This is a genomic window from Gemmatimonadota bacterium, assembly GCA_009838645.1.
In the GTDB taxonomy this organism is placed as follows: domain Bacteria; phylum JAAXHH01; class JAAXHH01; order JAAXHH01; family JAAXHH01; genus JAAXHH01.
Map to the genome: position 1 here is coordinate 121,553 of VXRC01000017.1, position 13,421 is coordinate 134,973.

General features: G+C 62.8%; 10 protein-coding genes. 4 read left to right on the forward strand and 6 right to left on the reverse strand.

All coding sequences use genetic code 11. The annotated features are described in order from the left end of the window. Positions 1-22: 22 nt before the first annotated feature. Positions 23-808 carry a phytanoyl-CoA dioxygenase family protein gene (locus tag F4Y38_05290; protein ID MXY48702.1) on the reverse strand — a complete coding sequence of 262 codons (786 nt, stop codon included), beginning with the start codon at positions 806-808 and terminating at the stop codon, positions 23-25. Between the two features lie 38 nt (positions 809-846). Here F4Y38_05290 and F4Y38_05295 point away from each other — a divergent pair, with 38 nt between their 5' ends. Beyond that, complete coding sequence (locus F4Y38_05295; GenBank protein MXY48703.1) at positions 847-2,568, forward strand: M1 family peptidase; 1,722 nt, start codon at positions 847-849, stop codon at positions 2,566-2,568. Positions 2,569-2,842: 274 nt separating this feature from the next. After that, complete coding sequence (locus tag F4Y38_05300) at positions 2,843-3,043, forward strand: cold shock domain-containing protein (protein ID MXY48704.1); 201 nt, start codon at positions 2,843-2,845, stop codon at positions 3,041-3,043. Positions 3,044-3,206: 163 nt separating this feature from the next. On the opposite strand, the gene F4Y38_05305 is transcribed toward F4Y38_05300, so the two are convergent. After that, positions 3,207-4,157, reverse strand: a complete 951-nt coding sequence (locus F4Y38_05305; protein MXY48705.1) for a porin family protein — start codon at positions 4,155-4,157, stop codon at positions 3,207-3,209. A 281-nt stretch (positions 4,158-4,438) separates the two neighbouring features. On the opposite strand from F4Y38_05305, the gene F4Y38_05310 reads away from it, so the two are divergent. Both F4Y38_05310 and F4Y38_05315 read left to right on the forward strand, forming a co-directional pair. After that, positions 4,439-6,760, forward strand: coding sequence for a TonB-dependent receptor (locus tag F4Y38_05310; GenBank protein MXY48706.1), 2,322 nt, complete (start codon positions 4,439-4,441; stop codon positions 6,758-6,760). A 183-nt stretch (positions 6,761-6,943) separates the two neighbouring features. Next, a complete protein-coding gene (locus F4Y38_05315; protein ID MXY48707.1) occupies positions 6,944-7,597 on the forward strand; it encodes a GPP34 family phosphoprotein in 654 nt (217 codons plus the stop codon). Between the two features lie 101 nt (positions 7,598-7,698). Here F4Y38_05315 and F4Y38_05320 read toward each other — a convergent pair whose 3' ends face one another. From F4Y38_05320 to F4Y38_05335, 4 genes are all read right to left on the reverse strand, one after another. Continuing rightward, entirely contained in the window at positions 7,699-9,003 is a 1,305-nt protein-coding gene (locus F4Y38_05320) for an anaerobic sulfatase maturase (protein MXY48708.1), read from the reverse strand. Between the two features lie 119 nt (positions 9,004-9,122). Further along, positions 9,123-10,649: a sulfatase-like hydrolase/transferase gene (locus tag F4Y38_05325; GenBank protein ID MXY48709.1), complete on the reverse strand. Its 1,527-nt coding sequence runs from the start codon at positions 10,647-10,649 to the stop codon at positions 9,123-9,125. Then, positions 10,646-12,061: a hypothetical protein gene (locus tag F4Y38_05330; GenBank protein MXY48710.1), complete on the reverse strand. Its 1,416-nt coding sequence runs from the start codon at positions 12,059-12,061 to the stop codon at positions 10,646-10,648. Before F4Y38_05330 ends, F4Y38_05325 begins: the two co-directional genes overlap by 4 nt. Then, positions 12,054-13,421 (reverse strand): sulfatase-like hydrolase/transferase, encoded by a 1,368-nt coding sequence (locus tag F4Y38_05335; protein MXY48711.1) that lies wholly within the window; start codon positions 13,419-13,421, stop codon positions 12,054-12,056. Before F4Y38_05335 ends, F4Y38_05330 begins: the two co-directional genes overlap by 8 nt.

The following is a 13,421-nucleotide window of genomic DNA, read 5'->3' on the forward strand; positions in this document are numbered from 1 at the left end:
GCCGGGCCAGTCCACCCACATGTCATGGTGTTAAAACGGCACGGACGCCGGGCCAGTCCACCCACATGTCGTTACCGGGAGGCGCGTTCTCGTCCAGGTCCGCCCGCTTGTAGTCGTAGAGGACCGCCTGGCGGATCCGGCCGGTCCGGTTGTGGCCGACGGAATGGCCCATGCGGTGGTGCCAGAACACGATGTCTCCGGCCTTGCCGTGGCAATCCATGGGGGGCATTCCGCTCACCTCGTCCTTGTGTGCCAGGTATTCAGGCGTCTTGTCGAAGACGTAGCGCCGGGTGAAGTCCCGGTAGAAAATCCGGTGGCTGCCCGGCCACACGGTGAATCCGCCGCCGCCGGGTTCCACGTCGTCGATGTACCCCACGACGCCAAGGTGAAAGGGATGGGCGTCCACGTGGCAACCTATGGGACGGGGCGGCGCATCGCCTTCGGGCAGGACGCAGTAAATACCGCGGATCCGGTCCGGTTCGACCAGCTTGCCCTCGCCGAGCATCTGTTCCGCCATGCCCATCACGGAAGGATCGGTGGCGAGGAGGCGTACCATCCAGTCCTCATCGCCTGGCCTGCGGTACTTCCACATGTACTGATGGCGATGGGACGAACCGTCGTCCACCGGCTCCGGGAAAGGGCCGATCCAGGTCTCGGGTCTGTCGCGCTCGAGGGGCGGCGGCAGGTTGCTCCACATGCGTTCCCTGCCCCGGGCCATCAGATCGGGATCAAGGACGCCGCGCTTGACCAGGTAGCCTTCGCGTACGAAAAACCGGATGTCGTCGTCGGTCAGCCGGACCATGACCATCCATCCTGTCGGTTTGGGTGGGTTTGTGCGGAGAATATATGGGACGAACCGAGGAACGTGTCAAGGAGGAACACCACGTGAAGAAGTGGATCAGCAAGTGGGCCGTCGCGACGGCGCTGCTCGTCTTCGGCCGCACTCCGAAGGTTGCGCTGCTCGTCCGCAGCCTCACTCCCAAGGCGTTGCTGCTCATCCTGGGCCTGACACCAGGCGCGGTTCTGGCCAATGACGGCTACCCCCGCATGGATGACGTGGATATCCTTCACTACCGAATCCAGTTGGAGATCGGCGAAACCGGCCGGGACATCCAGGGCGAGACTACGATCCTGGCGGAGATGCTGGCCGCCGGCCGGAATGTTCTGCCCCTCGATCTGGGCCCGCTCACCGTGGACCGGGTTACGGTCGGCAGAAGAAACGCGGCCTTTGCGCATCGTGACAACCGGCTGAGCATAAACTTCGAGGAGAGCTACGCGGAGGGCGACACGGTCGCGGTGATCGTCTCGTATGGCGGAGAACCCGTGGACGGGCTGTTCATTCAGCCGAACAAGTTCGGCGTCCGGTCGGTCTTCGCGGACAACTGGCCGAACCGGGCGCGGCACTGGTTCCCCGGGGTGGACCACCCCTATGACAAGGCTACGGTCGAGTTCATCGTCACGGCGCCCGCGGCCTACGACGTCGTAGCCAACGGCCGTATGATCGAGACGTCGGCCGTCTCGCCGGAACGCAAGCGGACACACTGGAAGACCGACGCGCCCATCCCCACCTACTGCATGGTGGTTGGAGCGGCCCGCTTTTCCATCGTCCGGCCGGGATCCTGGCGGGGGATCCCCGTTTCGTATTACCTGTTTCCCGGCGACCGGGACGCGGGAACCACGGATTTCGCCCGTTCCACGGACATGCTGGCCTTCTACACCGACCTGATCGGACCCTACCCCTATGCGAAACTCGCGCTGGTGCAGTCTTCCACCCGGTTCGGCGGCATGGAGAACGCCAGCGCCATCTTCTTCTCTGAACATAGCATAACGGGCACCAAACGGAACGAAGCCGTGGTCGCCCACGAGATCGTCCACCAATGGTTCGGCGACTCCGTGACCGAGTCCGACTGGCACCACCTGTGGCTCAGCGAAGGGTTCGCCACCTACTTCGGCGCCGTGTTCTTCGAAGAAGCCGACGGCGACGAGCGTTTTCACGAAATGCTGGCCCGAAGCCGGTCCCGGGTTTTCGACGCGGACCGCCGCGCGCCGGCGCCTATCTTCAATCCGGGCATAACCGACCTGTTCGACCTGCTGAACGCCTACAACTACAGCAAGGGCGGGCTGGTGCTCCACATGCTCAGGGGCCTGATGGGCGACGACGCCTTCTTCGAGGGCATACGGGATTTCTACGCCAGGTTCCGTGACCAGACCGTGCAGACCCGGGATTTCCTGTCCGTCATGGAAACCCGGCACGGAGAAGATCTCGGGTGGTTCTTCGACCAGTGGATCTACCGTGCGGGCCATCCCGTGGTCGAGGCGACCTGGTCGTGGGACGAACAGCGCGGCGAGGTATCGGTACGCCTGCGTCAGACACACCCTCAGGAGCCCTTCAGGCTGCCCGTAACCCTAGCCTTCGTGGCGGGAGACCGGCAGGAACGCCGGCAGGTCGAGCTTCGTGAGCGGTCGCACGAATTTCGCTTCAGACTGGACGAAGCACCGGGAGAAGTCGTCGTCGACCCCGATGCCTGGCTGCTGATGGAGTCGCGGGTAAGGCCGGGGCTCGAGTAAGGCCGAGGGTTGGTTAAGCGGGCGGACGAGCCGAAGGGTGATTGATCTGTCGCTACAAGCTGTGTGACAATAAAAAAGTGTTGACTTTTCCAGAGGTAATGGTTTATTGTTTATCAGGATTTGTCTCTGTCTCCTGCATGATCGTATAATACAAAAGACGATGCGGCACGGATCAGAACTAACGATCCTGCCGTTTTTCTATATGCGGGTTGAAAGTCGAACAGGGACTTCGTTGTAGATGTATCTATACATGCCTGAAAGGTGGTGAGCAATATTGGCAGTCGGTAAAGTAAAGTGGTTCAACGACCACAAGGGCTACGGTTTTATCGAGCACGATGGTGGCGATGACGTCTTCGTCCACTACTCCGCGATCCAGGGAGAGGGATTCAAGTCCCTGTCGGAAGGTGATGCGGTCGAGTTCGATATCACGGAAGGGCCCAAGGGATTCCAGGCCGCTAACGTCGTAAAGCAGTAATAGCGGTAACGAACCCAGACGAAACGACACGGGCGCCGGAGCAAGTTGTTCCGGCGCCCGTTTTTAATCTAGCCTGGTAGTCTACCGTAGTGTCCGACGGTGTAGCGAACGCCGGCCACCGACACCTCTGTCCGATCCAGTCGGGCACAGTGTCCTTACGCCGCTACCCTCCGATTCGACACCTAAATCCCAGCGATATCCCCCAGAAATGCGTGGGGCTTCCCTTGATCTCGTACTGAACGGGCATATCGTAGCCGGTTCCCGAAGTCGGCCCCACGGTGGATTCGTGTCCCCGCAGCAACCTCCAGGGGTTTTCGCCATCCAGGAACTCGCCGACACTGCCGTACCGCAGTTTCAGACCGGCCGAGAACCGTTCGTCCACCGCGTAGTCCACGCCGGCAAGTAACTGGAAACTGAAAATCCTGTCAGAGAGCTTCGCATCGGCGAGCGATGCCAGCCCGGCGGCATGGCTGTTGCGTCCCAGTTGACGCATTCTGTCCCGGTCGTTGGTTCGGACGGAAACTGCCGAGTAGAACAGTTTCTGTTGCGTCAACCCGGCGCCTACGCCAAGGTAAGGCGTTGTGTTGGGTGAGAGCATGCCACGGAAGTCGTAATAGAGATTCGCGAAGAGGTTGTCCGTCCGGAAATCGCTGATCTTCTCGCTGCGTTCCACGAACTCGGCCTGTTTCGCGTCGCCTGGAATGACCAGCGGAAGGAAAGCCCCGCTCTGGCCTCTGCGAAAATACTCGACCTCGATACGCAGGGCCTTCAGGACATACCCGGCCTGGACACCGGCCAGGATACCCTCTCCCAGTTCGAATCCATTGGGACTCCCGGGAAACAGGCGCGGCGAACAGTCGGGCAGCGGAAGGGGTACCGGGGTTCCGTCGTTCAGGATCTCTCCGGGAAGCCACTGATCGCAGTTGGTGGGAACGCTCCTGGTGTTTGTTCTCGTGGATTCGTATTCTCCAGGCACGGATACGCCGGCCTGCATGCCGAAATAGAATCCCCGGCGAATTTCGTCTTCCTGGTCCTGTGCGGCCGATTCGGCCGGAAAAGACAGGAACGCCAGCATGCATATGCAAAGAGCCGGTAAGGCGCGGGTTGTCTTCATGTTTATGCGATCTCCTGGCAATAGGGTGATTATGTTGTGCCGAAAAATAGCGGTGTCCACTTCCGGCAACAAGCGGTTTCGAAGGGAAGTCCCCGATCATCTGGGTGCGTGGTATGACCTCTCGCCATACGGTGATGTTGGGCTTGACAGGACGTATCGATCCAACCAGTTTTTTAGTCCGACATCCTTGCGCGTGCCGGATGATTCACCTGATTTCTGGGCAGCCGTATCCGGCATCGTCGAGTCCTTTGTTTAACCTGTCCAATCCGGGGCGATGACTGATGAAAACCGGCTTCTTGTATCCTTCCCTTTGCGCTATGCTGCTGCGTGCAACGGACGCAGGCGTTTCCACTGCACTGCGAACGTTCCTGTGCATGGCCTTCGTATTCACCGCCGGCGCGTCAGCCGCACAGGATAACCGACCGGCGCCCGAAGAACAGGACCCGTCCGACGAGCCCGTCATCGTGATGGAGGAAGTCGTGGTCACGGCGCGCAAGCGTGCGCAGCCCGCCTTCGAAGTCCCGCTGTCCCTGTCCACCATACAGGAAGCCAAGTCCACCGCACTTCGCGCTTCCGGCATGGACATTCGATTCCTTTCGAACCGGGTGCCCAGCCTGCAGATGGAGTCCTCCTACGGCCGGGTTTTTCCGCGCATCTACATAAGGGGCCTCGGCAACACGGACTTCGACCTGAACGCCTCGCAACCCGTTTCCGTGGTCTATGACGGCATCGTGCTGGAAAACGTCATGCTGAAGGGCTATCCCGCCTTCGACCTGGACCGGATCGAGGTGTTGCGCGGCCCCCAGGGGACCCTGTTCGGCCGGAACACGCCGGCGGGCATCATCAAGCTGGAATCGTCGCGGCCGACCGAAGCGCCTGAGGGTTTCGGCCGCCTGGGTTACGGACGCTTCAACAGCGCCGTTTTCGAGGGAGCGGTATCGGGACCGCTCGGAACCTCCGGGCTCACGGCGCGGCTTTCGGTACTGCTGCAGCGGCGGGACGACTGGGTTAAAAACGAATACGACGGTCCGAATGAAGCCATTGCCGGTTACCGGGAACTGGCCGGCCGTCTGCAGTTGAGCTGGAAGCCCTCGCCGGATTTCGAATCGCTGGTCAAGCTCCATGCCCGCGACCTGGACGGCTCCGCGCGGGCGTTCCGCGCCAACGCCATCAAGCCCGGCCGCGGCGGACTGGTGAGCGGATTCTCCCGGGACCGAATCGCAATCGACGGCCGCAACCACCAGGAACTGCGCGCCTACGGCCTGTCCATAGAACTGCGGTACCGGATGGGCCGGCACCAACTCGTGTCCCTGACCGGCCTGGAACGGCTCGAAAGCTTCGCCCGCGGCGATGTTGACGGCGGCTTCGGCGCCGTATTCAGCCCACCGAGCGGACCTGGGGTTATTCCCTTCCCCTCCGAAACATCGGGGGGCATCCCCTTCCTGCGCCAGATCAGCCAGGAAGTGCGCCTGGTGAGCCAGGAACACGAGCCACTGGACTACCAGGTCGGCCTGTACTACCTGAATGAATCGGTGGACATCGAGGATTACAACTACGATACGCTTTCCGGCGGGACCTCCGATGGATTCACCCGGCAGCACCAGGAGGCGCGGGCGTGGGCCGCGTTCCTCGCGTCCACCCTGCACCTGGGAGACGCGTTGGAGATCGCCGGGGGACTCCGGTTCTCCCACGACGCGAAGGACTACTCGGCGTGGCGGGACGAAGCGCCCGCGGTCACCGGCGCCGGCACGATCGGACCCATCCAGCGCAATCCGACCGACAACGCATGGAGCGGCGACCTGAGCATGCGATATGCCGCATCGCCCCGGGTCCAGACCTACCTGCGCGCCGCCCGGGGTTTCCGTGCACCGAGCATCCAGGGCCGCCTGCTATTCGGTGACGAGGTATCCATAGCCGCGACGGAAACGATACACTCCATCGAAGGCGGGGCCAAAATGCGCCTGTGGAACGGACGGGTCCACCTTGACCTGGCCGCCTTTCACTACCGACTGCGGAACCAGCAACTCACCGCCGTGGGCGGCGAGACCAACTTCAACCGGCTGGTCAACGCGGACAGAACCCTGGGACAGGGGTTCGAGGCGGAGGTGGCCCTCGCGGCGCCGGGCGGGATGCAGATGACGGGCGGGCTGAGTTACAATCACACTCGTATAGACGATAAGCGACTCGCCGTGCAGCCCTGCGGCGCGCCGTGCACTGTGCTGGATCCAACAGGGCCGGAGCCCGGTACGGTCCTGATCGACGGCAACGGCCTGCCCCAGGCGCCTCGATGGATCGCGGATGCGGCCCTGCGCTATCCGATGGCCCTGCCGGGCGGGTCCTTTCTCGTGGCGTCCGCCGACCTGGCCTACCGCAGCACGGTACGCTTCTTTCTCTACGAATCCGTGGAGTTCCAGGACGACCGGATGCTGGAATGCGGAGTGCGCCTCTCCTTTCTGGTGGGGAACACCGGGACGGAGATCTCCCTGGTCGGCCGAAACGTCTTCGATGACGTATCGCTTACCGGCGGAATCGATTTCAACAACCTGACCGGTTTCGTCAACGAGCCGCCTTACTGGGGCGTGGAACTTGCCCGTCATTTCTAAAGCGATCCCGCGGGTTCCGGGGACGCTTTATTCCCTTGACACCGGGCACGAAATCGGACACGTATTTAAGTTACATATTGTTAAATAACAGTGGCTGGTTATTATTGACTCATGCGAAATCCTCACGGATAACGGGGACACCAGCGGCACACACGAGATCCGAACAACGACCGGGGAGAGACGATGTTAAGATTCGCGGAAGAGATCATGCTGCTCATGCTCGACGACGACGGGAAATTCGTGGGCGTGCCCGACCGCCTGTTACGATACGGTCTCGCCGGCGGCGTGTTGATGGACCTCGCCCTCGAAAACCGTATCGATACCGATGTCGACAAGCTGGTCCTCGTGGACTCGAAACCCCTGGGAGACAATCTCCTCGACCCCGTGCTGGCGGATATCTCGGCGTCATCCGAGACGCACGGGGCGCGGTACTGGATCGAGCACGTCGTCGACCGCGCAGAGGACATCCGGGAGACGGCCATCGACCGGCTCGTCGAACGGGGTATTCTGAAAAAGGAAGAAGGTCAGTTCCTGTGGGTATTCCGATCTCGGCGCTATCCGATCATCGATGGAACGGCAGAGCGTGAAGTCAAGCTACGCATCATGGAAGTGCTGTTCAGCGACATGATTCCCAGCCCGCGCGACATCGTGATCATCAACCTCGCCCACGCGTGCAACCTCTTCAAAGAAATCCTGTCTGCGCGGGAACTCGCCCAGGCCGCCGATCGCATCGATCAGGTGCGCAAGCTGGACCTCATCGGCCAGGCCATGTCCAGGGCGATCTCGGACATCGAACTGTCCCTCACACTCGCGGTGGAACGCGGCTACTATATGTGAGGATCGCAGGTGCTGTGCGCAGCGGGTGGACCGCCGGTACGCGGCGCGCCCGTGGTCTGCGGATCGATGTGATTCGGGTGAATGCGCGGGGTCGCACCGGCCTACCTTCCGTGGCACCGCTTGTACTTCAGGCCGCTTCCGCACGGACAGGGATCGTTTCTCCCCGCCGATTTGAAAGCCTTCTGCCTTCTGAGCTCGGCTTCCTGCCGGCGGATGTACGTCATCACGTTGGCGGGGGCCCGCCTGTGGCGCAGTTCGTTGGCCATGAACCGCATAGGGCCGTCGATGTGGTGGAAGAAAGCCTTGTACCCCTCGCACAGGTAGTTCAGGCCCGTTTCGCCGTCGGGCGTCGTGATGATGCGGTTCTTCGGACATCCCCCGTTGCAAATGAACCGCACGTCGCATGACATGCAGTACTGCGGCAGCGTGTCCAGCTTGGCCTGCCCGAAGGCCCGTTGCTGCTCGGACAGGACCATCTCCATCATGGGTATCTCGGTGATATTGCCCAGCAAGTAGTCCGGTTCGACGTAGTGGTCGCAGGCGTAGAGGTCCCCGTTGTGCTCCAGGGCCAGGGCATCGCCGCAGGTCTCCATGAAAATACACAGCCCCGCGCTCTGGCCGGACCAGGCGGCGAGCGACACGTCGAAGATCTGCACGTACATTTTCCCCACGTCCCGGCGCACCCATTCGTCGAAAATCCGGTTCAGGAACCGGCCGTACTGCTTCCCCGTCACCGACCGCTTTGTCACCTCGGTGCCTTCCTGGTACCCGGTGTCGTTGTCCCGCTCCACGATGGGAATGAACTGCAGGAACCGCGTCTTCACCACGTCCCGCATGAAGCGGTAGACCTCGAGGGGATGTTCCGCGTTCGCTGCGTGCACCGTGGTCAGGATGTTAAACTCGACCTCATGGACCTGCATCATCTCCGCCGCGCCTATCACCGCGTCGAAGGTCGGCTTGCCGCCCTTGTCCACCCGGTAGGCGTCGTGCAACGCTTTGGGGCCGTCGAGGCTCAGGCCGATCAGGAAGTCGTTTTCGTGGAAGAAACGGCACCAGTCCGCGTCGAGGAGCGTGCCGTTGGTCTGCAGGGAGTTGTAGATACGCGTGTCGGGTTTCTGGAACTTCTTCTGGAACTCGACGGCCTTTTGGAAGAACTCAAGGCCCATGAGGGTGGGCTCGCCGCCCTGCCAGGCGAAGGTGACTTCCGGCACCTGCTGGGCTTCGATGTACTGCCTGGTGTATTCCTCGAGCAGGTCGTCGGTCATGCGGAACCCGCTGCCGGGATACAGATCCTCCTTGGCGAGGAAGTAGCAGTACTTGCAGTCGAGGTTGCAGATGGCCCCCCGGGGTTTCATCATCACGTGAAACGCCGGGACTGGGACCGGATCTCCTCCGGCCGAGGGCATGGACGATGACGGAGCCGGATCTCCTCCGGCCGAGGGCATGGACGATGACGGGACCGCGGGGGTTGCGTCGACTGGGTTCACGGTGTTTCCTGGGCCTTTTCGTTCCTGCGGATTCGGACCTATTTCCGGCCGCGCCGGATCCATAAATCCAGCACGTCGCGGGGATGACCGGGAAACCCCTGCACGCCCCGCGACCGGTCAAACTGGTAGATACGCGAGGCTTCCCACTTCGAATAGGGAAAGGACCGCAGGCGGTCGCCATCCAGGGCGTCCAAGGCGCCCGGATGCCCGCAAGCCTGCACGCCGCGCCGGTAAAACTCGTCGGCGACGTCCCGGTCGGACGCGGCCCGGTTCGTTACTTCGGTCGGGTCTTCGGCGGTGTTGAACAGCTGTTCCCTGGCGCCGTTCGCAAGGTAAATATACTTCCATTCGCCGCTTCGTACCATGATTTTGAACCGATCCGTCCCCGGTTCGCCGTAATACCCGAAGAGGGTTTCCCTCGGCGCGGCGCCTCCGTCCAGCACGCCGAGCACGTCCACACCGTCGCGAACCTGGGTCCGGCCGGCGGCGTGGGTGGCGATGGCGAAGAGATCGGTCAGACAGACGAGGTCGTCTCGCCGAACGTCCCGCGGCAGGCGGTCCGGCCAGCTTACCAGGAAGGGCACGCGTGCCGAGACGTCGAAGAAACTCTCCTTCTGCCACGCGGTATGATCCCCGAGGTGATCGCCGTGGTCTGAGAAGAAGCAGATGAGCGTGTTGTCGGCGTCCTCGCGGGCCTCGACGGCGTCCAGAAGCCGACCCAGGCAATCGTCGATATAGGTGATCTCTCCGTAGTAACGAGCCTTGAGGACGCGGGTAAGCGCGTCGTTGACTTCGTCCGCCCAGATAATCCGGTTCATGAACGGAATCTGCTCGTCCAGGTGGTCCACGTCCTGGTCGCCGCACACGGGCCCCGGCATGCGGTCGGGGTCGTAGATCCGGTTAAAGGGCACGGGCGGCGCGAAGGGCGGATGGGGTCCGATGAAGGACACAAAACCGAAATACGGCCGGTCATCGGACGCGCTCAGCGCCTCGATCGCGCGGTCCGCGGCCCAGGACTCCACGGTCAGGTGGGCGGGCAGTGGGCTCACCTGGGGCATGTAGTACATTTCGGTCCGCTCCCCCATGAGCGCCTCGATGTAGTCGAAATCCGGATGCTCGCGGGCGATCCAGCCCGCGTAGGCGTCTCCGCGCCGCTGCTCCTCGCTTCCGTAGAGTTCCTCGCTGTGGAGCTGGGACGCATAACCCACGTCCTCGTTCCACGGGAAGGTGTGGAACTTCCCCACGCCAAAGGTCCGGTAGCCCGTTGCAGACATTGTACGGGCAAGATAGTCCCCGCACCGGCCTTCGAGCGTACCGGCCTGGTCCGGAACGGGTTCGGACCGGCCGTTGCTGAATACGCGGGTCGTGGGCGGATCGCATCCCGTGCGGATGGTCGTCCGGGCCGCCACGCAGACGGGACAGGTCGAGTAGCCCTGGGTAAACGACACGCCCCGGCGCACGAGGCGGTCCATGTTGGGCGTGTGGATGATGTCGTTGCCCAGTGCGGCGATCGTGTCGAAGCGCTGCTGGTCCGTCATGACGAAGAGGATGTTGGGACGAGTCATCGGGTTTTCTCCTGTCGTGCCTGCCGCCAGATGCGCCCCACCGCGTCCAGCTTCTCGTCGCTCAGGTACCCGTACCGATTGATCCACACCCCGTCGGCCGGACTTTCCGCCACCACCCGGAAACGCCGGACGAAATCGTGGTGGGGACCGTAACCATGCATGAGCGGCGTGACGAGCGCGCGCCCGTTCACCTCCGCGCAGACCTGCTTGATCCGCCGCCGCTGGGCGTCATCGGGGATCGGATGGGACTCGTCGGGACCGGGATACCCGTAATCCTCGATCCGAGTGGCCGTGATTTCGTCTCCGAGGTCGAAGAGATGGGCGAGCGACCGCACCAGGAGCCGTTCGTCAAGGCCGGGATTGTGTTCCAGCAGCACCTTTCCCCAGAACTCCACCATCACCGACCAGTGCATGGTATACAACTTGGGGGAAACGGCATCGCAGATCTCCGGCGCCCCGCGGAAATCGAAGCCGGTCCACAGGGTGAGGGGCGTCATGAAGGCGTTGGCTGAAAGTTCCATATCGGGACCGCCGTGCGCCGTGATCACGGACCTCCAGTGCTGCAGGAGGTCGTTGGACAGGGCGGATTTCAGGCGCAGCCATTCCACGATGCCGGGACAGGACTGGAAGATGTCGGCCAGTGTCGCCACGCCCCGGCCGGACCCGCTGAAGTCGAGCAGATCCCGGTTTTCCAGCCGTCCGTGCAGGTAGTCGTAGGTCGCCCGCACTTCCCGGTGGATGGCCTCGTAGTCGAACCGGTTGGCTGCGGCCCATCGCGCCACCTGGGGATTGAAATCCTGGAAGGCCTCGTCCAGTTTGTAACAAGGGTATTCGGGCCAGTCCGGCCGAATGCCGGTTACGCGGGGATACTGTTCGAGCAGGTCCCGCACATAGGCGGCGATGTAGGCCCGGATCGCCTCGCTGGCCAGGCAGCCCGTGTCGGCCATGCGGTCCGGCAACTCCCCGTCCGGCCGCCTCGGCCGGTCATCGTCCGACAGTCCCGGCGGCGTCGCGCCGCTCAATTGCAGATAGACCTTGAGCCCGCGGTCCAGCGCCGCGTCTATGAACCGTTCGATCAGGTCGCCGTGGGCGTCCGTCAGTTCGTTGGGTTCACGGGGCTTGTACGGGGTATCGGCATAGTACGACCTGCGGGGCCGGTAACTCGGCGCGCTCCGCACCCAAAGCGAACGCCGGCCCCACAGCGTTCGATCGAAGAGGCGGGGACTGCTGCCGGCGTCGCTGGGCGGCTGAAAGGAACCGACGCCCTCCTCGGACGGCGTGGTCACCGTGGGATTCAACGCCACGGCCGTGGCGCCCGCCCGGTCCACCAGGTTGTCCAGCACGGCCTCCACCCCTTCGTTCAAGATGAAATCCGCCAGGACGGTGATGCCCAGTAATCGCTTTTCAGTCATCGGTCACCGGTGGGTCGGCGGACGCCATGGACTCGAGTTGCAACTCGATGAACCGGTCCGCCCGGCCGTCCTCCGCTTCGGGATCGCAGATCGACCTGAGTTCCCTTTCCAGGTTGGCAGCGACCGCCGGATGCGCTTCATGCACGTTCTGAAGCTCATCGGGGTCTCTATCCAGGTCGAACAACTGGTGGGGCGCTCCGACGTGATGGATGTATTTCCACTTTCCTTTCCGGATCATGAAAGCGCTGTGCCGGACTCCGTGGCCATGGTATTCAGAGAACACTACGCGCTGTTCATTGGCCGCGGGCAGGCGTTGCAGCGGAGTACCTGCCCAGTCTACCGGCCGTTCGGCGCCGGTGGACGCGAAAAGGCTCGCCTGGACGTCGTGGAGGTCCACGGGCGTCGATACCCGCGACCCGGTGGAGAAATCGGGCCCCGCCGCGATGCAGGGAATGCGGCTTGCGTCTTCGTAGAGGGAGCATTTCCACCACATGCCGAACTTCCCGAGCATCTCCCCGTGGTCCGATGTGTAGATGACGTTGGTATCGTCGTACAGCCCCGCTGCCTGCAGCGCCTCGACCAGGCGCGCCAGTTGCCGGTCCACGAAGGTCACGCAGGCAAGATAACCCCTCCGCTGGCCCCGTGCCTGGTCCTCGGTGAACCGGTCCGTCTGGAAATGTTCGCGCACTTCACGGGCCCGGGGGTGGGCGGCCGTTTCCTCTTCGACCCCGAATGCCGGAAGATCGCCACCCTGGGGATAAAGATCCCACAGTTCCTGCGAGGTGTAGTGGGGAAAATGGGGATGGATGATGTTTACCGTGAGCGTCCAGGGCATTCCCAGCGAAGGCGCGACCTGCGTCAGCCAGTCTATGGCGGCGTCGACGCGTTCCTGGTCGAGCCGCAGGTGCGACTCCTTTATACCGAACTGCGCGGCCCGTTCCGCGGCGGCCTGTCGAATCCGGAAAGGCCGGCGGCCGATTTCCGGGTCGCCCGCACCTTGTTCCCTGCCGCCGAGGCGCACCTCGCTGAATCCCAGGTCGCCGCTCGGTGCGAAGACGTGCGTTTTGCCCATATGCACGGAATACACGCCCTGTTCCGACAGGACTCCCCCGTAAGTGAGTCTGTCCGGTTCGACGCCGAGGATGCAGTTGGAATAGGCCTGGATCTCGTGCACCCTGCGCCCAGACACGAAGGCGGACCGGCTGGGTACGCACAGGGGCGAGGGGCAGTAGGCGCTATCGTAGACGACGCCGTTTCGGGCGAGTCGGTCCATGGCCAGCGTCTGGACGAAGGGATGGCCGTAGACCGAGGAATAGAAGGGGTTGTGTTCGTCGGAGATGAGCAGGAGGGCATTGGCCAT